The 20,856-nt window shown below is 70.3% G+C and carries 17 protein-coding genes and 1 pseudogene; 3 read left to right on the top strand and 15 right to left on the bottom strand.

Translation table 11 applies throughout. The features are described 5' to 3' along the window. Positions 1-37 precede the first annotated feature (37 nt). The 3 genes from nusB to RM1_RS11070 are packed head-to-tail and all read right to left on the bottom strand — an operon-like array spanning position 38 to position 2,229. A complete protein-coding gene (gene nusB / locus RM1_RS11080) occupies positions 38-541 on the bottom strand; it encodes a transcription antitermination factor NusB (RefSeq protein WP_072751337.1) in 504 nt (167 codons plus the stop codon). Position 542: 1 nt separating this feature from the next. Beyond that, the gene (gene efp / locus RM1_RS11075) at positions 543-1,106 is read right to left on the bottom strand and encodes an elongation factor P (RefSeq protein WP_027499662.1); all 564 of its coding nucleotides are present in this window, start codon (positions 1,104-1,106) and stop codon (positions 543-545) included. Positions 1,107-1,122: 16 nt separating this feature from the next. Beyond that, positions 1,123-2,229: a M24 family metallopeptidase gene (locus RM1_RS11070; RefSeq protein WP_072751336.1), complete on the bottom strand. Its 1,107-nt coding sequence runs from the start codon at positions 2,227-2,229 to the stop codon at positions 1,123-1,125. Positions 2,230-2,329: 100 nt separating this feature from the next. Here RM1_RS11070 and RM1_RS11065 point away from each other — a divergent pair, with 100 nt between their 5' ends. Continuing rightward, positions 2,330-3,052 carry a B-4DMT family transporter gene (locus RM1_RS11065; RefSeq protein WP_169922308.1) on the top strand — a complete coding sequence of 241 codons (723 nt, stop codon included), beginning with the start codon at positions 2,330-2,332 and terminating at the stop codon, positions 3,050-3,052. 62 nt (positions 3,053-3,114) lie between these two features. Here the strand turns inward: RM1_RS11065 and aroQ are convergent, their stop codons facing one another. From aroQ to RM1_RS11015, 10 genes and pseudogenes are all read right to left on the bottom strand, one after another. Beyond that, positions 3,115-3,540: a type II 3-dehydroquinate dehydratase gene (gene aroQ / locus RM1_RS11060; RefSeq protein WP_072751334.1), complete on the bottom strand. Its 426-nt coding sequence runs from the start codon at positions 3,538-3,540 to the stop codon at positions 3,115-3,117. After that, positions 3,537-4,649, bottom strand: a complete 1,113-nt coding sequence (gene aroB / locus RM1_RS11055; protein WP_072751333.1) for a 3-dehydroquinate synthase — start codon at positions 4,647-4,649, stop codon at positions 3,537-3,539. Before aroB ends, aroQ begins: the two co-directional genes overlap by 4 nt. Positions 4,650-4,713: 64 nt before the next feature. Beyond that, positions 4,714-5,217, bottom strand: a complete 504-nt coding sequence (locus tag RM1_RS11050) for a shikimate kinase (protein ID WP_072751332.1) — start codon at positions 5,215-5,217, stop codon at positions 4,714-4,716. Continuing rightward, the gene (aroC, locus tag RM1_RS11045) at positions 5,214-6,413 is read right to left on the bottom strand and encodes a chorismate synthase (protein WP_177188120.1); all 1,200 of its coding nucleotides are present in this window, start codon (positions 6,411-6,413) and stop codon (positions 5,214-5,216) included. The genes RM1_RS11050 and aroC overlap by 4 nt, the downstream gene beginning before the upstream one ends. Before the next feature lie 46 nt (positions 6,414-6,459). Continuing rightward, positions 6,460-7,041 carry a prepilin peptidase gene (locus RM1_RS11040; RefSeq protein ID WP_083576660.1) on the bottom strand — a complete coding sequence of 194 codons (582 nt, stop codon included), beginning with the start codon at positions 7,039-7,041 and terminating at the stop codon, positions 6,460-6,462. A gap of 100 nt (positions 7,042-7,141) precedes the next feature. Continuing rightward, complete coding sequence (locus RM1_RS11035; RefSeq protein ID WP_072751331.1) at positions 7,142-7,966, bottom strand: shikimate dehydrogenase; 825 nt, start codon at positions 7,964-7,966, stop codon at positions 7,142-7,144. Next, a pseudogene (locus tag RM1_RS11030) lies at positions 7,956-9,164 on the bottom strand (endolytic transglycosylase MltG); the annotation flags it as partial. The gene RM1_RS11035 and the pseudogene RM1_RS11030, both read right to left, overlap by 11 nt. Positions 9,165-9,187: 23 nt before the next feature. Further along, the gene (gene ruvX / locus RM1_RS11025) at positions 9,188-9,697 is read right to left on the bottom strand and encodes a Holliday junction resolvase RuvX (protein ID WP_027499653.1); all 510 of its coding nucleotides are present in this window, start codon (positions 9,695-9,697) and stop codon (positions 9,188-9,190) included. Continuing rightward, on the bottom strand, positions 9,694-12,360 hold the full coding sequence (alaS, locus tag RM1_RS11020) for an alanine--tRNA ligase (RefSeq protein ID WP_072751329.1): 2,667 nt from the start codon (positions 12,358-12,360) through the stop codon (positions 9,694-9,696). The genes ruvX and alaS overlap by 4 nt, the downstream gene beginning before the upstream one ends. 88 nt (positions 12,361-12,448) lie before the next feature. After that, on the bottom strand, positions 12,449-13,849 hold the full coding sequence (locus tag RM1_RS11015; RefSeq protein ID WP_072751328.1) for a replication-associated recombination protein A: 1,401 nt from the start codon (positions 13,847-13,849) through the stop codon (positions 12,449-12,451). 139 nt (positions 13,850-13,988) lie between these two features. Between RM1_RS11015 and RM1_RS11010 the strand changes: the two genes are divergently transcribed. Together RM1_RS11010 and RM1_RS11005 are read left to right on the top strand one after the other, a co-directional pair. Further along, positions 13,989-15,704 (top strand): alkaline phosphatase D family protein, encoded by a 1,716-nt coding sequence (locus RM1_RS11010; protein ID WP_245816219.1) that lies wholly within the window; start codon positions 13,989-13,991, stop codon positions 15,702-15,704. 89 nt (positions 15,705-15,793) lie between these two features. Then, positions 15,794-17,536, top strand: coding sequence for an alkaline phosphatase D family protein (locus RM1_RS11005; RefSeq protein WP_072751327.1), 1,743 nt, complete (start codon positions 15,794-15,796; stop codon positions 17,534-17,536). Positions 17,537-17,589: 53 nt separating this feature from the next. On the opposite strand, the gene RM1_RS11000 is transcribed toward RM1_RS11005, so the two are convergent. Both RM1_RS11000 and aspS read right to left on the bottom strand, forming a co-directional pair. Beyond that, positions 17,590-18,777 (bottom strand): phosphotransferase family protein, encoded by a 1,188-nt coding sequence (locus tag RM1_RS11000; protein WP_072751326.1) that lies wholly within the window; start codon positions 18,775-18,777, stop codon positions 17,590-17,592. Between the two features lie 213 nt (positions 18,778-18,990). Next, positions 18,991-20,796, bottom strand: a complete 1,806-nt coding sequence (aspS, locus tag RM1_RS10995) for an aspartate--tRNA ligase (RefSeq protein ID WP_072751325.1) — start codon at positions 20,794-20,796, stop codon at positions 18,991-18,993. Between the last annotated feature and the right edge of the window lie 60 nt (positions 20,797-20,856).

Here is a 20,856-nt window from a genome sequence, read left to right as displayed (position 1 = left end):
ATCGGTCCGCGGCGTTCGCGTGTACTTCGGCGCAGGATCAGGCGTCGGTGCCCGGCTCTTGCGCGGCCTCCGCGCGCTGCGAGGTGGCGGCCGCGGCGGCCCGCACCTGCGGCGCGACGAGCACGACCTGGCCGAGGACCCCGTTGATGAATCCCGGCGAGTCGTCGGTGGACAACTCCTTGGCCAACTCGACGGCCTCGTCGACCGCCACCACGGGCGGCACGTCGGTGGCGTGGAAGAGCTCCCACACGGCGATTCGCAGGATCGCGCGGTCCACCGCGGGCAGGCGCTCGAGCGTCCAGTCCTGCAGGTGGTCGGCGATGACCCGGTCCAGCCGGTCGAGGTTCTCCGCGACGCCGGTCACCAGGGTGACGGTGTACGGGCTCACCGGGGCGACGGCGTCGTCCGTTCCGGCGAGCTCGGCCCGCTCGGTCGCGAGATCGACCGGGTCGAGGTCGCGCGCTTCCGCCTCGAAGAGGAAATCGACAGCGCGCTTACGGGCCTTGTGCCTGGCCCCGAGCTTCTTCTGACTGCCGGACACGCTACGAGTTCACACGGCCCAGGTAGTTGCCGTCCCGCGAGTCGATCTTGAGCTTGTCGCCGGTGTTGATGAACAGCGGAACCTGCACCTCGGCGCCGGTCTCGAGGGTGGCGGGCTTGGTGCCACCGGTCGAACGGTCGCCCTGCAGGCCGGGATCGGTGTGCTGGACGACGAGCTCGACGGTCACCGGGAGCTCGACGAACAGCGGGGCGTCGTCGTGGGTCGCGACCTGGACCTGCATGTTCTCGAGCAGGAAGCGCGCGCCGTCGCCGACGGTGGCCTCGTTGATCGAGATCTGGTCGTAGGTGTCGCCGTCCATGAAGATGTAGTCGCTACCGTCGTGGTAGAGGTACGTCATGTCGCGACGGTCGACGGTCGCGGTCTCCACCTTGACGCCCGCGTTGAAGGTCTTGTCCACGGTCTTGCCGGAGAGCACGTTCTTGAGCTTGGTCCGCACGAACGCGGGGCCCTTGCCCGGCTTCACGTGCTGGAACTCGATGATCTGCCAGAGCTGGCCCTCGATCTTCAGCACGAGCCCGTTCTTGAAATCACTGGTATCAGCCACTTACTTCGCGTCTCCTTCAGACGATTACGAGATCCTTGGTGGTGAGGGTGAGGAGCTCGGGCTCCTGCTCGCGAACGACGAGCGTGTCCTCGATCCTGACGCCTCCGCGACCGGAGAAGTACACACCGGGCTCGACCGTCACCGCAGCACCGGCTAGCAGTGTACCGGTGCCGAGCTTGCCGATCCCCGGTGCTTCGTGGATCTCCAGCCCCACGCCGTGCCCGAGACCGTGCAGGAACAGCTCCCCGTAGCCCGCTGACTCGATGACCGACCGGGCCGCGGCGTCCACCGCGGCGACCTCCACGCCCGGCGCGAGGGCGGCCCGGCCCGCGGCCTGCGCGGTCGCCACGAGCTCGTACACCTCACGCTGCCAGTCCGCCGCCGCGCCGAGCACGAACGTCCTGGTCATGTCCGAGTGGTACCCCTCGACCGTCGCCCCGAAGTCGAGCTTGACGAAGTCCCCCGCGGCGAGCGTGGCGTCGGTCGGACGGTGGTGCGGGATCGCCGAGTTCGCGCCCGCCGCGACGATCGTCTCGAACGAGATGCCGTCCGCGCCGTGCTCGAGCATCAGGAACTCCAGTTCCCGTCCGACCTCCCGCTCGGTCCGACCCGGGCGCAGTCCCCCGCGCTCGACGAGGACGGCGAGGGCGAGGTCCGCCGCGGCGCACGCTCGCCGCAGCAGCCCCACCTCGTGCTCGTCCTTGACCATGCGGAGCCGCTCGACCAGCCGCGGCGCCCTGGTCATCTCCAGCGACGGCGCCAGTTCCTGCCAGGCGGCGAGCTCGTCGACGGTCACCACGTGGCTCTCGAAGCCGAGCCGCACCGGGCCTGCATCGGCGCAGCGGCCGATCAGGTGGGCGGCGCTGGCCCTGTCGATCACCGCCTCGAGGTCCGGCACCTGCTCGCCGACCTGGATCAGGTACCGGCCGTCGGTGCAGATGAGGGTCCGCGACTCGGCACCCGGTTCGTCGCGCGCGTCGACGAGCAGCGCGGCATTCGACCCCGTGAACCCCGTGAGGTACCTGATGTTGAGCAGATCGGTCACCAAGAGCGCCTCGACGCCCCAGTCGGTGAGCAGTGTGCGCAGTGCGGCCCGGCGGGACCCGTGATCGACGGTCGACATGAGCTCAACCTACGGCAGCGTCCGCCCCTCGCGAGGGCCCTCGCCGCGCCACGTGTGGGTTAGGCCACAGGTCCCATTGAGCGGTCGTTACGCTGTCGCCATGAACTCGTGGCTTCTTCGTGGTCTGGGTATGGCGTCGGTGCATGTCGTGACGAGGGTGGTGCTCGGACTCGCGGTCACGCAGTGGCCCCTGCACGGATCGTCCTTGCGGTGGGTCTCGCTCGCGTTCGTGGTGCTGGTCGCACTGCTGTGGGGCGGGCTCGACGGCATCAGGGACGCGCGCACCGCGGTGGACGAGGAGTCCGGCGCCGACCTGACCATGATGTGGCTCAAGGCCGCCGCCCTCGCGGGTGTGCTGGCAGGCGCGGTGACCTGGCTGATCGGCACCATCTCCGGCATCGCCGTCGGCGACAACACGCTGTTCTTCGAGCTCACCTCCGGGGCTGCCTTCACCATCCTGCTCGTCTTCCTGCCCGCGATGCTCGCGGTGGCGGTCGGACGGTTCCTCGTTCGGCGCAAGGCCCCGGCGACGCCTGCCCACGTCTCGCCGGGCGCAGCAGGCGCTGGGGCCGCAGGCGCGTACGCGAGCGAACAGGACTACGACGTGGTCGAGGCCGCGGAGGAGAACTACGAGGCCTCCGAGTGGTCCTACGAGCACGGCACCGGCCAGGCCTACGACGAGAGCGATCAGGGCTACTACGAGAACGATCAGGCCGCCCAGCAGCAGGCCGCAGGCGACCAGAGCGCGGACGGCGGTCGGCACTACGTCGACGACGCGCCCACCGAGGTCTTCGAGGCCATCAAGCCCGAGAACGGTAAGTAACAGCGCTGCGCGCCTGTGAGTGGGTTTCACCCCAGCTGGGGTGAAACCCACTCACAGTTCGTCTAACGCTCGGCGAGGAACCGCAGCGCGAGCGGGTACCCCGCGACGCCACACCCGACGATGACGCCGGTCGCGATCGCGCTCAGGTACGAGTGGTGCCGGAAGTCCTCGCGGGCGTGCACGTTCGAGATGTGCACCTCGACCAGGCCCGCCTCCAGCTCGGCGCACGCGTCCCGCAGCGCGATCGAGGTGTGGGTGAGCGCGCCCGCGTTGAGCACAACCGGTTCGCCCGCGTCGGCGGCGTCGTGGATCCAGCCGAGCAGCTCGGCCTCGCTGTCGGACTGGCGGACCGTCACCTCGATGCCCAGTTCCGCCGCGGCCGTCTCACAGAGCGCGACGAGGTCGGCGTACGTCGTGGCGCCGTACACCTCGGGCTGCCGCTTGCCGAGCCGGCCGAGGTTCGGTCCGTTGAGGACCTGGACCCTCACAGCAGCACCGTGCCGCTCGTGCCCGGCTGGTCCTCGCGGGCAACCGCGGAGTAGGCGGCCGCGAGCAGCGTCGGGTCAGGGCCCTCGAGCCGTCCCGGCTTCGCCAACCCGTCCAGTACGACGAACCGCAGCATGCCCGCCCGGTTCTTCTTGTCCGTCTGCATGCCCTTGACCAGGTCCGCGAAGGCGGACGCGTCGTAGGTGGTGGGCAGGCCGACGCTCTCGAGGATGGTGCGGTGCCGCTCCGCGGTGGCGTCGTCGAGCCTGCCCGCGAGCCGGCCCAGCTCGGCGGCGAACACCAGGCCGACCGACACCGCAGCGCCGTGCCGCCACCGGTACTTCTCGCGGCGCTCGATCGCGTGGCCGAGGGTGTGCCCGTAGTTGAGGATCTCGCGCAGGTCCGACTCCTTGAGGTCGGCGGCGACGACCTTCGCCTTCACCTCAACGGACCGGCGGATCAGCTCGGGCAGCACCTCCCCTGTCGGGTCGAGGGCCGCCTCGGGGTCCCGCTCGATGAGCTCGAGGATCGTCGGGTCCGCGATGAACCCGGTCTTGATCACCTCGGCCATGCCGGCGACGATCTCGTTGCGCGGCACCGTTTCCAGGGTCGCCAGGTCGATCAGCACCGCGGACGGCTCGTGGAACGAACCGACCAGGTTCTTGCCTGCGTCGGTGTTGATGCCGGTCTTGCCGCCGACGGCCGCGTCCACCATCGCGAGCAGGGTGGTCGGCACGTGCACGATCCGCACCCCGCGCATCCAGGTGGCCGCGACGAACCCGGCCAGGTCGGTGGCCGCGCCGCCGCCGAGGCTCACCACGGCGTCGCTGCGGGTCAGGCCGATGCGGCCGAGGACCTCCCAGCAGAAGCCGGCGACGGCGAGGTCCTTGCCGTCCTCCGCGTCCGGGATCTCGACGCGATGGGCGTCGATGCCCTTCGCCGCCAGCGCGGCGCGCACCGCCTCCGCGGTCTGCGCGAGCGGCGGCTGGTGGAAGATCGCGACGGTCCTGGTGCCGATCAGTTCGTCCACCAGTTCACCGAGCAATCCGCGGCCGATGATCACCGGGTAGGGACTGGCGGTCTTGACCTCGACGCGTACGGGTTCGGTCACTGTCTGCTTCTCCGCTTCTGTGCGCTGCTGCTGGATCGCTTCTGCCTGGGTCGCTGCCACCGCTCTACCCCAGTTTGGTGACGAGCTGCTGCACCACGCGGGCCGGACTTCGCCCGTCGGTGCGGACCCGGATGGTGGCCACCTTCCGGTACAGCGGTCGCCGCCGCCGCATCAGGTCCCGGTACTTCTGGCGCGGGTCGCCGCCGTTGAGGAGGGGCCGGGAGGTGTTCGCGCCGGTCCGCTTGAGGCCCTCTGCCACGCTGATCTCCAGGTAGACGACCGTGTGGCCGACCAGCCGGTCGCGGGTGGCATCGGACAGGATCGCGCCCCCGCCGAGCGAGACGATGCCCGTCTGCTCGATCAGCGCGCGCCGGACCATGTCCTCCTCGAGCGCGCGGAACTCCGGTTCCCCGTCCTGCGCGAAGATCTCCGGGATGGTCTTACCCGTCTCGCGCTCGATGGCGGCGTCGGTGTCGAAGATCTCGACGTCCAGCGCCCGCGCCAGTCGACGCCCGATGGTGGACTTACCGGCGCCCGGCGGTCCGATCAGGACGGCCCTTGGAGTCACCTCGACAGGCGTTCCCGGACGGAGTCGAGGTATCCGCCGATGTTGCGCATCGTCTCCTCGACCGAGTCGCCGCCGAACTTGTCGAGAGCGGCCTGCGCGACCACCAGTGCCACCATCGACTCCGCGACCACGCCCGCGGCGGGGACCGCGCACACGTCGCTGCGCTGATGGATGGCGACGGCCTCCTCGCCGGTGGACATGTCGACGGTCGCGAGGGCCCTCGGCACGGTGGAGATCGGCTTCATCGCCGCCCGGACCCGCAGCGCCTCGCCGTTGGTCATGCCGCCCTCGAGGCCGCCCGCTCGGTTCGTCGACCGCAGCACGCCATCGGGGCCGGGCCGCATCTCGTCGTGCGCGGCGCTGCCACGGCGCCGGGAGGTCTCGAAGCCGTCTCCCACCTCGACACCCTTGATGGCCTGAATGCCCATCAGCGCGGCCGCGAGGCGGGAATCGAGCCGGTTCTCACCGCTGATGAACGAGCCGAGCCCGACGGGCAGGCCGTGCACGACCACCTCGACGACACCGCCGAGGGTGTCGCCGTCCCGCTTGGCCGCGTCGATCTCCGCGATCATCGCGGCCTCGGCCTCGGCGCCGAATGCGCGCACCGGGCTGGCGTCGATGGCCTCGAGGTCATCGGGACCGGGGACCGGGGAATCGGCGGGGCCCGAGGCGGCACCGATGGAGATCACGTGGGAGATCACCTCTACGCCGAAAACCTGGCGCAGGAAGGCGCGGGCAACGGTTCCTGCCGCGACCCTGGCCGCGGTCTCGCGGGCACTGGCCCGCTCCAGGACGGGACGGGCGTCGTCGAATCCGTACTTGAGCATGCCGGAGTAGTCGGCGTGGCCCGGGCGCGGGCGGGTCAGCGGCGCGTTGCGCGCGAGGTCCTTGAGCAGCGCCTCGTCCACCGGGTCGGAGGACATGACCGTCTCCCACTTGGGCCACTCGCTGTTCGCGACCTCGATGGCGACGGGGCCGCCCATCGTGCGACCGTGCCGGACGCCGCCGACCACCGTCACGACGTCCTTCTCGAAGCTCATGCGGGCACCGCGGCCGTAGCCGAGGCGACGGCGGGCGAGTTGGGAAGCAATGTCCTCGGAGGTCACCTCGACCCCGGCGACCATCCCATCAAGGAGGGCGACGAGGGCGGGACCATGGGATTCTCCGGCAGTTATCCAGCGCAGCACGCCGCCCATCTTTTCACGAAACATGGTCGTCAACGCACACCGGCCCGGTCCCCGGCTAGCCGCCCCCTGCCAGGCTCAACGCCAACAGCGTCGACAGGCACATCGACGGCCCGTGCGCGAGTGTGCGGCGGCCCCGCCCGAGGGCAAGGGCGCACCCGCCTGCCGCCGCCGTCAGCGCCACCGCACCGACCGTCGCAGCCAGCCACGCCTGGGCGCCAGCCGCACCCGTCGCTGCACCGAGCCCGAGGGCCAGCTTCACGTCCCCGCCGCCCATCGTGGCCGGGGACACCAGGTGCACGACGAGGTAGAGGCCGGCCAGCATCGCCGCCCCCACCAGGGCCGCCATCCCCCGGCCAAGCAGTACCGAGACCAGGAACACCGCGCATGCGCCCGGCAGGGTGAGCTCGTTCGGCAGCCTGCGCTCCCCCAGGTCGACCGCGGAGAGGCAGACGCACCACCAGAGCAGCGCGCAGGCCGCGGCGGCCGGCAGCGGTGGGCAGGCGAGCCCGGCCGCGACGAAACCGACGGCGAGCACAGCCACCCACCAGGGCGGCGCAGCCCGGGTGAAGCGGCGCAGGAACCGACGCGTCGCGACGCCGGTGAGCAATCCAGCCAGGCCGAGCAATCCGATCGCCATGCCCCGACGCTCTCATCGGCCTGCGCCGCCACGGCCTCAGGAAACCCCGATCCCGGTCGTCCTGGGGATGAATCCGACGCTGTGGAGGGATTGCGGCGCGTCAGCGCGCGACCACGGCCGCCATCTCCGCGCGCGGGGCCGGACGGCCGGTGAACTGCTCGACCTGTCCGAACGCCTGGTTCAGCAGCATCCGCAGGCCGTCGACGACGGTCCCGCCGGCCGCCTCGACCGCGGCTGCGAGCGGCGTCGGCCAGGGATCGTAGATCGCGTCGAACACGACGGGCGCCTGCGCCACCGCGCTCGCGAACGGCGCAATCGCGTCCGCAGGCACCGTGCTGACCACCGTCGCAGCGTCAGCACAGACTGCGGCCAGCGCGTCGGCATCGAAGCCCAGGTGGCGGGCACGCAGGCCCATCTCCGCCGCGCAGGCCAGCGAGGCCGCCGCCCGGTCGGCGGAGCGGGCGACGACCGTCACCGCATCGACGCCGAGGTCCGCCAGCGCCCGCAGCGCCGGTCGCGAGGTGCCGCCTGCGCCGATCACGACCGCGGTCGCGCCGCCCAGATCGGTGACGCCGACCTCGGCGAGGGCGCCGGTCACGCCGTCGACGTCGGTGCAGTCGGCCCGCCAGCCGCCCGGCACCCGGACCAGGGTGTTGGCCGAGCCGACCTGCACGGCGCGCTCGGTCCGTTCGGTCGCGAACTCGAGCGCGGCGACCTTGCCCGGCATCGTCACCGAGAGCCCGACCCATTCCGGGCCGAGCCCACCGACGAGCCCCGGCAACTGCTCGCCGGTGCATTCGATCCGGTCGTAGGTCCAGTCGGTCAGGCCGAGTGCCCGGTACGCCGCCAGGTGCAGCAGCGGCGACTTGGAGTGCCCGATCGGCTTGCCGAGGACCGCCGCCTTGCGTGGCAGATCAGCGTCCACTGTCGAGAATCCCGCTCGCCAGTGCCTTCTTGCTGTTCTCGAGGTGCTCGGTGTAGCTCTTGGTGAACAGCGTGGTGCCCTTGCTGTCGATCGTGACGAAGTACAGCCAGTCACCCGCGGGCGCCTTCTCGACGGACTCCACCGCGCCGATGCTCGGTGACGAGATCGGGGTGGCGGGCAGTCCGTCCATCGCGTAGGTGTTCCACGGGGTGACCTTCGCGCGGTCGCCGTCGGTCGTCGCGAGCTCCGTGGTGTCAAGGGCGTAGTTGACCGTCGAATCGAGCTCGAGCCGCTGCGGCACGGCGAGCCGGTTGACGATCACGCGCGCGACCTTGCCGAAGTCGTCCGGCAGCGACTCCCGCTCGACCAGCGAGGCCGCGACGAGCAGGTCGTAGGGGCTCAGGCCGACGGCGTTCCCCGCCCGGTCGATGCCGGTCTCCTCGTACTTGGCCGCGCTCCCGCTGACGAGGGTCGTCAGGATCTCTGCCGCCGATTCCCTCGGGTCGAAGTCCCACTTACCCGCGGCGATCAGGCCCTCGAGCTGGCGGGTTCGGTCCGGGACCGACTTGACCCGGGCGGCCGCCCAGTCCGGCACCCCGAGCGCGGCGAGGTTCGGGTTGGCACCCGCAGCCTTGAGGTCCTCGACGCTCACGCACTGCTGCTGGCCCGAGGCGGTCGGCAGGCAGCTCGCCTCGGAGATGAGGGTGTAGATGCCGCGCTTGGTGGCGCCGGTGTTCACGTCCCTGGTGTCGTGCAGCTGACGACCCTCGGAGATCACCAGCGCACCGACGCGGGAATTCGGGTCGACCAGGCCCGCGACGGCCTGCGAGGCCGGGACCTGGGACTTGAGGTTGTAGAAGCCGGGCTGCACCGACGACATGGCGTCGTTCTGGACCGCCGCATTGAAGAACGCGGACGCGCTCTTCACGACGTCCTTCTCGGCCATCTCGGTGGCGATCTGGTCGGCGGTGTCACCAGGGTGCACCTGCACGACGACATCGGCCCCCGACTGACCGGCCGCGTAGTCCTCGGGCACGTCAACGCCGCCGAGGAGCTTCTTGCCGCCGACGTAGCCGACACCAACGACCAGCGCGAGGGCGCCGACCCCGGCGATCGCGACCACGGCCTTGCCCCTGCCCTTGCGTCCCGCGGCGGCCTCCCGCGCGCGACGCTCGTCCGCGCGGGTCGACCTCAACTCGGGCCCCCTCGACCGGGTATCGGTCACTGGCCGTCCTCCATCTGTGAGGGCAGGGACTGCTCCGAGTGCAGTGCCCTGCTGCGCTGGTCCAACCATCCTTGCAAGATCGCCACGGCCGCGGCCTGGTCGATCACCGACCGCTGTCCCTTGGCCTTGACCCCGCTCTCACGCAGGGCCCTGGACGCGGTCACGGTCGTGAAGCGTTCATCGGTCATGCGAACCGGGATGGGCGCCAACCTGTCCCGGAGCTGCGCGGCGAACTTCGAGGCGAGTCCGGCCGCGGAACCGCTCTCCCCTCGCAGCGTCCGCGGCAATCCGACGATAACCTCGACGGCCTCGTATTCCGCGACAATCGCGGCGAGTCGCTCGATGTCCGACCTGTCGGCGCGGGACTTGGCCCTCGGCACGGTCTCCACCGGGGTGGCCAGGATCCCGTCCGGATCGCTGGCGGCGACGCCGATCCGGACGCTGCCGACATCGACCCCGATCCGGCGACCCCGCCCCAGGTCGCCGGGCTGATCGGCCTCGCTCACCCGGCCATCTCGGCGACGCGGGCGCGCACCGCCGAGAGCGCGGCCGGGATGCCCGCCGCGTCGGTGCCCGAGCCCTGGGCCATCTCCGGCTTACCGCCTCCGCGACCACCGATGCTCGGCCCGAACGCGGCGACCAGGTCGCCCGCCTTCACACCGAGATCCTGGGCCGCCTTGTTGGCGGTGACCACGAACGGCACCTTGCCGTCGGCATCACCGAGGAGCACGACGACGGCGGGTTCGGTGCCGAACCGTCCGCGGATGTCGGTGACCAGGGTGCGCAGGTCGTTGCCCGCGACACCGGCAGGGGCCGCTTCGGCCACCAGCAGCAGGCCACCGATCCGCTCGGCCTTGTCGACGAACGTCCCGGCCGACGCCAGCACGGCCGCAGCCTTGGTCGCCTCGAGTTCCTTCTCCGCGACCTTGAGCCGCTCGACGAGCTGCTCGACGCGGCCGGGTACCTCATCGGACGGCACCTTCAGCGCGGTCGCGACACCGGCGAGCAGCGCGCGCTCCTTCGCGAGGTAGCGGTAGGAGTCGAGCCCGACGAACGCCTCGACGCGGCGCGCCCCGGAGCCGACCGACGACTCGCCGAGAATGGTGATCTGACCGATCTGTGCCGACGACTGCACGTGGGTGCCGCCGCAGAGTTCCATCGAGAACGGTCCGCCGATCTCGACGACCCGGACCTCGTCGCCGTAGTTCTCGCCGAACAGGGCCATCGCGCCCATCGACTTGGCCTTGTTCAGGTCGGTGACGAACGTGTTGACGGTGTGGTTCGCGGCGACGGCCTCGTTGGCGACGGCCTCGATGTCGGCGAGCTGATGAGCCGACAGCTGGTTCTGCCAGGCGAAGTCGAACCGCAGGTAACCGGGCTTGTTCAGCGAACCCTTCTGGGTGGTGTTCGGGCCGAGCACCTGCCGCAGCGCCGCATGCACCATGTGCGTGCCGGAGTGACCCTGGGTGGCGCCGGACCGCCAGGCCGCGTCGACCTGCGCGAGGATCGCGTCACCCTCCGTCAGCTGGCCCTCCTCGACGGTGACCTTGTGGACCCAGACCTTCTTCGCGATCTTCTGCACGTCCCGCACCCGCACCCGCAGGCCGGGTCCGGTGATGACACCGATGTCGGCGATCTGGCCACCGGATTCCGCGTACAGCGGGGTGCGGTCGAGGATCACCTCGACCTCCTGACCCGCGGTCGCCGTCGGCACCCGGACGCCGCCGGAGATCAGTGCGAGAACCGTTGCCTCGGTGGTCAGTTCGGCGAAGCCGGTGAACTCGGTCTCGCCTCGGTCGACGAACTCCTTGTAGATGCTCAGGTCGGCGTGCGCGTGCTTGCGGGACTGGGCGTCCTCCTTGGCACGCTTGCGCTGCTCGGCCATCAGCGAGCGGAAGCCGTCCTCGTCGACGGACAGGCCGGCCTCGGCGGCCATCTCGAGGGTCAGGTCGATCGGGAAGCCGTAGGTGTCGTGCAGGACAAACGCCTCGCTGCCGCCGAAGACCTTCTTGCCCGCGGCCTTGACCTCGTCCGCCTCGGACTCGAACATCTTCGATCCGGACGCGAGGGTACGCAGGAACGCGGTCTCCTCGCCGACCGCGACGCCGAGGATCCGGTCGAAGTCGGTGTCGAGGACCGGGTAGGACGGCGACATGGTGTCGCGGACGACGGTGACGAACTCGCTCATGCTCGGCTTGTCGGCGCCGAGCAGCTTCGCGGAGCGCACGATGCGGCGCAGCAGCCGGCGCAGCACGTAGCCGCGGCCCTCGTTGCCGGGGTTGACGCCGTCCGCGATGAGCATCACGGCGGTGCGGGCGTGGTCGGCGATGACGCGGAACCGGACGTCGGACTCGTGGTCGGTGCCGTAGGCGCGGCCGGTCAGCTCCTCGGCCTTCGTGATCACGGGGCGCACCAGGTCGGTCTCGTACACGTTGTCGACGTCCTGCAGCAGGAACGCGACGCGCTCGACACCCATGCCGGTGTCGATGTTCTGCTTGGGCAGCGGGCCGAGGATCTCGAAGCTGTCCTTGCCGGTACCGTCGCCGCGCTCGTTCTGCATGAACACGAGGTTCCAGATCTCGAGGTAGCGGTCCTCGTCGGCCTCCGGGCCGCCCTCGACTCCGTACTCGGGGCCGCGGTCGTAGTAGATCTCAGAGCAGGGGCCGCACGGGCCGGGCACACCCATCGACCAGTAGTTGTCGGCCATGCCGCGGCGCTGGATGCGCTCGTCCGGAATGCCGGCCTCTTCCTTCCAGATGTCGCGGGCCTCGTCGTCGTCGAGGTAGACGGTGACCCACAGGCGCTCGGGATCGAAGCCGTAGCCGCCGTCCTCGACGCTGTTCGTCAGCAGCGCCCACGCGTGCTTGATCGCACCGCGCTTGAAGTAGTCGCCGAAGCTGAAGTTGCCCGCCATCTGGAAGAAGGTGTTGTGCCGGGTGGTGACGCCCACGTTCTCGATATCGCCGGTGCGCACGCACTTCTGCACGCTGGTCGCGGTGTCGTACGGCGGGGTCTGCTGGCCGAGGAAGAACGGCTTGAACTGCACCATGCCCGCGTTGACGAACAGCAGGTTCGGGTCGTCGAAGATCAGCGAGGCACTGGCCACCTCGGTGTGACCCGCCTTGACGAAGTGGTCGAGGAATCGCCTGCGGATCTCGTGGGTCTGCACTAACCGGTCCTTACTTCATGGGCGTCGCGGATGAATATCCAGCTTAACGTGCCGAGGATGCCGGGGTGCGCAGCGCTCGGGGGCCGCGTCAGCCCCGCACGATCCGCCGCAACTTGCCCACCCGCGCGGCGATCTCACGCTCGGCGCCATGCCCGGTCGGCTGGTAGTAGTCGACGCCGATCAGCTCGTCCGGCGGGTACTGCTGCGGCAACACGCCGTCGGCCGCGTTGTGGGGGTAGCGATACCCGACCGCGTTGCCCAGTTTCTCGGCGCCCGCGTAGTGCCCGTCCCTCAGGTGCGGCGGCACCAGCCCCGACTTCCCCGCGGACACATCGGCCATGGCCGCGCCGAGGGCGGCGATCACCGCTCCCGACTTCGGCGCGGTCGCCAGGTGGATCGTGGCCTGTGCCAATGCGAGCCGGGCCTCCGGCATACCGATGAGCTGGACGGCCTGCGCGGCCGCGGTCGCGGTCTGCAGCGCGGTCGGATCGGCCATGCCGATGTCCTCGCTCGCGTGCACCACCAACCGGCGGGCGATGAAGCGGGGGTCCTCGCCCGCGGTGATCATCCGGGCCAGGTAGTGCAGCGCGGCGTCCACGTCCGAGCCGCGGATCGACTTGATGAAGGCGCTGATCACGTCGTAGTGCTGGTCGCCGTCGCGGTCGTAGCGGACGGCCGCCTTGTCTACGCTCGCCTCGACGGTCTCGAGGTCGACCACGGCCGAGCCGTCCTCGGCGGGCGAATCGAGCGCCGCGCCCGCGGCCGCCTCCAGCGCGGTCAGGGCTCGCCGGGCGTCACCCGCCGCCAGCCGCACGAGATGATCACGCGCCTCGTCCGTGAGACTGACCGAACCGCCCAGCCCGCGCGGATCCGCAACGGCCCGATCGAGCAGCGCGCGGATGTCTGCCTCGGTGAGCGAGTGCAACTGCAGGACCAGCGACCGGGACAGCAGCGGCGAGACCACCGAGAACGAGGGGTTCTCGGTGGTGGCCGCGACCAACAGCACGATCCGGTTCTCCACCGCGGCGAGGAGCGCGTCCTGCTGCGTCTTGGAGAATCGGTGCACCTCGTCGATGAAGAGCACCGTCTGCTCCCCCGCGGTGAGTCGCCTGCGGGCCAGGTCGATCACCGCGCGGACGTCCTTCACCCCCGCTGACAGCGCGGACAACGCCTCGAACCTGCGGCCGGTCGCACGAGAGATCAGCGAGGCGAGGGTGGTCTTTCCGGTGCCGGGCGGACCGTAGAGCATCACCGACGCCGCGCCCGAGCCGTCCACGAGCCTGCGCAGCGGCGCGCCCGGTCCCAGCAGATGTCCCTGCCCGACCACCTCGTCGAGGTTCACCGGGCGCATCCGAACCGCGAGCGGCGCGTCCGGGCGCACCGGCGGCAGGCCCGCGGTCAGCGGCCCGGCCTGATCCGCGGTTTCCCCAGGGGCGGCGAACAGCCCCGCGTCCGCGCCGCCGTCGGAAGTTCCCAGCCAATCGCTCACGCGTCGACGCTACTAAAGCGCACCGACGTGGGCGCCCCCGACCGCGCCAGGACGACATGGCAGCGAACGTCAGATGAACACTGTGCGATCGACCCCGCTGCGAATTGAACACCCGTCCAAGTTCGGTTGTGATCCTCGGGTGTCTGACAACTGGCTTCCCGACCGCACCACTCTGCCGAGCCTGAGCAGGCGGACCCTGCTGAAGAGCTCAGCCGCGCTCGCAGGCGCGGGCCTGACCGTCGCGGCCGCGGGCACTGCCGCGGCCGCGGCCGCACCCGCCGTCGGCTTCGCGCACGGCGTCGCCTCGGGCGACCCGCTCCCCGACCGCGTCATCATCTGGACCCGCGTCACGCCATCCGCCGACGCGCTGCCCGGCTCCGGTGTCGGAGAGACGATCTCGTTGAAATGGCAGATGGCCCGCGATCCCGCCTTCGCCGCCGTCGTCCGCAGTGGCACCGTGACCGTGGATGCCGATACCGATCACACCGCGAAGGTCGACGTGACGGGCCTCGAACCCGCCACCGCCTACCACTACCGCTTCACCGCCCACAGCGGCGCCGTCGCAGGCCAGGTGTCCCCCGTCGGGCGCACCCTCACCGCACCCGCGAACGACGCGGACATCCAGCGGCTGCGGTTCGGCGTGGTGTCCTGCTCGAACTGGGAGGCCGGCTACTTCTCCGCGTACCGCCACCTCGCGCAGCGCGAGGACCTCGACGCGATCCTGCACCTCGGCGACTACATCTACGAATACGGCCGCGGCGAGTACGGAGCGCGCAACGGATCCGTCCGTCCGCACGAGCCTGCCCACGAGATCGTCTCCCTCGCCGACTATCGAATCCGGCACGCGCAGTACAAGACCGACCCTGACCTGATGGCACTGCACGCCCGGATCCCGTTCATCGCGACCTGGGACGACCACGAGTCCGCTGACAACGCCTACAAGAGTGGCGCCGAGAACCACAACCCGGCGACCGAGGGCGACTGGGCCACCCGCAAGGCCAACTCGACGCGGGCGTACTTCGAGTGGATGCCGGTGCGGCCCACCGGCGGCGGCACCGAGGTGACGACCTACCGGCGCTTCCGGTTCGGCAACCTCGCCGAGATCTCCATGCTCGACCTGCGCACCTACCGCGACGAGCAGACCACCGCCACCGCCGGGCGCGAGGTGGACTCCCCCGACCGGACCATCACCGGCCGCGCCCAGATGGACTGGCTCACCAAGGGCATCGTGTCCTCGCCGACCCGGTGGAAGGTGGTTGGCAACCCAGTGATGATCGCACCCACCCTGATCCCGCCACTGGACCCCAGGACCACCAAGGCACTCACCGACTTGATCGGACTGCCCCAGTCGGGCATTCCCTACGGCACCGACTCGTGGGACGGCTACGCCGCCGACCGCCGTCGACTGTACGACGCCATCGCCACGGCGGGCGTCGACAACACGGTCTTCCTGACGGGCGATGTCCATACCTCCTGGGCCTGCGACCTACCGGTCGACGCCGCGAACTACCCGGGCGGCGCCACGATCGGCACCGAACTGGTGGTGCCGTCGGTGACCTCCCCGAACATGGACGACTCGCTTGGCGTGCCGCCGCGGACCGCCAGCCTCGCGGCCGAGGAGGCGTACAAGGCGGTGAACCGGCACATCCGGTACCTCGACTTCGACTCGCACGGGTACGGGGTGTTCGAGATCGCCACCGCCGGTTCACAAATGGACTGGTACTACATCAGCGATCCGATCGACCCCCGCGCGACCGTGCGCCACGGGGCGAGCTTCCGGGTCGCGGACGGCGCCCAGCGCACGCTCCCGGTCGGCACACCGCTCGACCCCGCCGCTCACCGACCGGGCGCATGAACTCCCGTCCGCCCGTACCCGGACGACCTGACGGCAAACGTCAGGTGAACACTGTGCGATCGGGCCCGGTATCGATTGAACACGCGTCCATGTTCGGCTGGAATCCTCGGGTGTCTGACAACTGCCTTCCCGATCACCCCACCCTGCCGAGCGTGAGCAGGCGGACCCTGCTGAAGAGTTCCGCCGCGCTCGCAGGTGCGGGCATCACCGTCGCGGCCGCGGGTGCTGCCGCCGCGGCACCCGCCGCACCCGCCGTCGGCTTCGCGCACGGCGTCGCCTCCGGCGACCCGCTCCCCGACCGCGTCATCATCTGGACCCGCGTCACCCCGTCCGCCGACGCGCTGCCCGGCTCCGGTGCGGGAGAAGCGATCTCGTTGGATTGGCAGGTCGCGACCGATCCCGGCTTCGCCGCCGTGGTGCGCAGCGGCACGGTGTCCGCCGACGCCGGTACCGACCACACCGTCAAGGTCGACGTCACCGGGCTGAAGCCCGCGACCGCCTACCACTACCGCTTCACCGCCCGCGGCGGCGCGGTCGCAGGCCAGGTGTCCCCCATCGGGCGCACTCGGACGGCACCGGCAACCGACGCGGACCTGGCGCGACTGCGGTTCGGCGTGGTGTCCTGTTCCAACTGGGAGGCCGGCTATTTCGGCGCGTACCGCCACCTCGCGCAGCGCGAGGACCTCGACGCGATCCTGCACCTCGGCGACTACATCTACGAGTACGGCCGGGGCGAATACGGAGGACGCAACGGATCCGTCCGTCCGCACGAGCCCGCCCACGAGATCGTCTCCCTCGCCGACTACCGGATCCGGCACGCCCAGTACAAGACCGACCCGGACCTGATGGCCCTGCACGCCCGACTGCCGTTCATCGCGACCTGGGACGACCACGAGTCCGCGGACAACTCCTTCGACGGCGGCGCGGAGAACCACGACCCCGCCACCGAGGGCAACTGGGCCACCCGCAAGGCCAACTCCGCGCGCGCCTACTTCGAATGGATGCCGGTGCGGGTCACCGGGTCCGGTACCGAGGTGACGCTGTACCGGCGTTTCCGCTTCGGCAACCTGGCGGAGATCTCGATGCTCGACCTGCGCACCTACCGCGACGAGCCGGCCTCGTCCGGGGCCGGTTGGCGCAAGGTGGACTCCCCCGACCGGACGATCACCGGCCGCGCCCAGATGGACTGGCTCACCAAGGGCATCGTGTCGTCGCCGACCCGGTGGAAGGTGGTCGGCAACCCCGTGATGATCGCGCCCTGCCTGTTCCCGCCGCTGGACACCAAGACCACCGCGGCGCTGACCGATATGGTCGGGCTGCCCGACGCCGGTGTTCCGTACAACACCGACCAGTGGGACGGCTACTCCGCCGACCGTCGCCGACTGTTCGACGCGATCACGACCGCGGGTGTCGACAACACGGTCTTCCTGACCGGTGACATCCACACCTCCTGGGCCTGCGACCTGCCGGTCGACGCCGCGAACTACCCCGGCGGTCCCACGGTGGGCACCGAGTTCGTGGTGCCGTCGGTGACCTCCCCGAACATCGACGAAACGCTCGGCGTGCCGCCGAGGACCGTCAGCGTCGCGGCGGAGGAGGGATTCAAGGCGGTCAACCGGCACGTCCGGTACGTCGAACTCGACTCACACGGATACGGGGTCTTCGAGATCGCGACCGCGGGTTCGCAGATGGACTGGTACTACATCAGCGACCCGATCGACCCGCGCGCAACCGTGCGCCATGCGGCGAGCTACCGGGTCGCGGACGGCGCCCAGCGGGCGATCCCGGTCGGCGCACCGCTCGACGCCGCCTCCTACCGGCCCGGCGCCTGAGCGCACCGGTCCGCCCCGCGCGATGACGCGGGGCGGACCGGGCCTCGTCGTGCTTACATCCAGTACGTCGCGAGCCGGTCCGCGACCTCACGGGCGTGCGCGGCAACGTCGGGAGACCCGGCGTGGTCGGCACAGGCCGCGAGCGTGTTCCACCGCGCGATCAGCGCCTTCGATCGCGGCAACGACAGGTGATGCTCCCTGGCAGCGGCGATCCGCTCGTGATCGTCGGGCAGGAACCAGTAGGTCGAGAGCCAGACCCAGATCAGCTGGGCCTCGAGCATCCTGGCGCAGAGCACCTCGTCGTCCGCGAGCTGCGGCCACATGCCGACGACCTCGGCGCGCCAGGCCTCGGCCATCGCCGCCGAGCGTTCCGGCGACAGCTCGACCCCGCACAGGCAGCCGGGAAACGACACGAGGGCGTAGGCGATGTCGAGCGTCGCGTCGCGGAACCCGCCCCACTCGTAGTCCAGGAAGCGGACCCCTGCATCGTTGACGATGATGTTGTCCGGGCACAGGTCCGACGGACTGAAGGCGCGGTAGCGGCCGCCGTCGAACAGTCGCGCTGCCCGCCCGACGAGATCGACGATGTCCTGGCCGACCTCGATGCCGAGCTCGCGCCGCAGCAACGCGGGCACCTTCGGCGCGGAGGCGACCACCTGCTCGGAGATGCTGTTGCCGAAGTGCGGCACGTCGGCGCGGCGCAGCAGCGCGGTGAAGTCCTCCTCGCGTCCCACGGTGGCGGCGTGCATCCGGCCGATCGCCTGGGCCAACGCCATCAGCGAGTTGGTGACCGCCGCCTCGTCGGCCTGCTGGAGCAGTTCGGCGATCGGGGTGGCGTCACCGAGGTCGGTGAGCACCAGCAGTCGGGCATCGAGGTCGTAGGCGATCAGCTCAGGGCCAGGCCTGCTGTCGGTCGCCAGCGCGGTCGCGAACTGGTACGAGACGGCCTCGCGGAGGAAGGCGGTGTCCACAACGCGCGGCTCTTCGTCGGGCTGCGCCGCGTAGGCGGCGATGCGCCTGGCCTCGGCTTCCGGGGACAGCTCACGGACCTGCTTGATCACCAACGTGCGCGGCAGCGAGAAGGGATTCTCGGCGCAGCGGACGCGCAACACGACCGTGCGGCCGCTGCCGCCGAGGTCGATGGGGTCAACGAGGGTGACCGGAGCTCCGGTACGTCGCTCCAGCAGCTGCTCGGCTGCTGCGACTACCTCTGAAACGGGGTCGGCCAATAGTGCGGTCATCGCCGTCCAACCTACCCGCCCGGGACCCGACGCGGGTCCCCTCGGTCGCCCGTCCGGTCCGCTACCGAGGGGCCCGCGGTGCGGACCTGCAGAAACAGACCGATCTGTATGGAATATTCATCGGGACTTCGTCCGCGGTGCCCGGCCCCGCCGGGACGGGACCCGACCGGACCGGGCACCCACAGGTGCGGCCGGTCGGGTTCCCTGGCCCGTTCAGGAGGCCGCGGTGTCTGCCTGCGACTCCTCCGGCTTGCCCTTTGGCTCGGGCTTGGCGTCGATGCCCGACTCCTTGCGCTGCAGCGGGGTGATCGGCGCGGGCGCGTCGGTGAGCGGGTCGACTCCGCCGCCCGACTTGGGGAACGCGATGACCTCGCGGATCGAGTCCATCCCGGCGAGCAGCGCGGTGATGCGGTCCCAGCCGAACGCGATGCCGCCGTGCGGGGGCGCGCCGTACGAGAAGGCGTCGATGAGGAAGCCGAACTTGTCCTCCGCCTCCTCGTGGTCGATCCCCATCACCTTGAAGACGCGTTCCTGAATGTCCTTGCGGTGGATACGAATACTGCCGCCACCGATCTCGTTGCCGTTGCAGACGATGTCGTATGCGTAGGCCAGCGCGTTGGCGGGATCGGTGTCGAAGGTGTCCATCGACTCGGGCTTGGGCGAGGTGAAGGCGTGGTGCACGGCGGTCCATGCGCTGTAGCCGAGGGCGACGTCGCCGCTGGCGGTGGCGTCGGCTGTCGGCTCGAACATCGGCGCGTCGACGACCCACACGAAGGCCCACGCGTTCGGGTCGATGAGGTCCTGCTTGCGCGCGATCTCGCCGCGGGCGGCACCCAGCAGGGCGCGCATCTGCTTCGTCGGGCCCGCCGCGAAGAAGATGCAGTCGCCCGGCTTGGCACCGACGTGGGCGGCGAGGCCCTCGCGTTCGGCATCGGTCAGGTTCTTGGCGACCGGCCCGGTCAGCTCCCCGTCCTCACCGATGAGGACATACGCCAGTCCCTTGGCGCCGCGCTGCTTGGCCCATTCCTGCCAGCCGTCGAGCTGACGCCTCGGCTGACTCGCCCCTCCCGGCATCACAACGGCGCCGACGTACTCGGCCTGGAAGACCCGGAAGGTGGTGTCCTTGAAGAACTCCATGCACTCCACGAGCTCGAGCCCGAAACGCAGGTCCGGCTTGTCGGAACCGAAGCGACGCATCGCCTCCGCGTAGGTCATCCTCTTGATCGGGGTGCTGATCTGGTGACCGATCAGCTTCCACACGTTGGCGAGGATCTCCTCGGCGAGGTGGATGACGTCGTCCTGCTCGACGAAGCTCATCTCGATGTCGAGCTGGGTGAACTCCGGCTGCCGATCGGCGCGGAAGTCCTCGTCCCGGTAGCAACGCGCGATCTGGTAGTAGCGCTCGATGCCACCGACCATCAGCAGCTGCTTGAACAGCTGCGGGCTCTGCGGCAGCGCGTAGAAACTACCCGGCTGCAGGCGCGCGGGAACCAGGAAGTCGCGGGCGCCCTCGGGGGTGGAACGGGTCAGGGTGGGGGTCTCGACCTCGATGAACTCGTGGTGTGCCAGCACCTCGCGGGCGGCCGCGTTGACCTTGGAGCGGAGCCGGATCGCGTGGCCGGGACCCTCGCGACGCAGGTCGAGGTAGCGGTGCTTGAGGCGCGCCTCCTCGCCGACCTGGTCGTCGAGCTGGAACGGCAGCGGGGCGCTCTCGTTGAGCACCTCGAGCGTGGTCGCGTTGACCTCGATCGCACCGGTCGGGATCTCGAAGTTCTGGTTGCCCTGCGGCCGGACCTCGACGCTGCCGGTGATCTTGACGCAGTACTCGGCGCGCAGGCGATGGGCCTGCTCGGCGACCTCGCCCTCACGGAAGACCACCTGGGACACCCCGGAGGCGTCGCGCAGATCGATGAAGATCACTCCGCCGTGATCGCGACGCCTGGCAACCCATCCGGTGAGGGTGACGGTTTGATCGGCGTGCTCGGCTCGCAGCGAGCCGGCGAGGTGGGTGCGCAGCACGGGGTTCCTTCCACAGTTATCCAGCGACTTCTCAGTTGGTGCGATCCTACGGAGAGACAT

The sequence above is a fragment of the Rhodococcus maanshanensis NBRC 100610 genome (assembly GCF_001894865.1).
Lineage (GTDB): Bacteria > Actinomycetota > Actinomycetes > Mycobacteriales > Mycobacteriaceae > Rhodococcus_G > Rhodococcus_G maanshanensis.
Note: the sequence above shows the minus strand (reverse complement) of the source record. Positions and strands in the feature narration are given on the sequence as shown.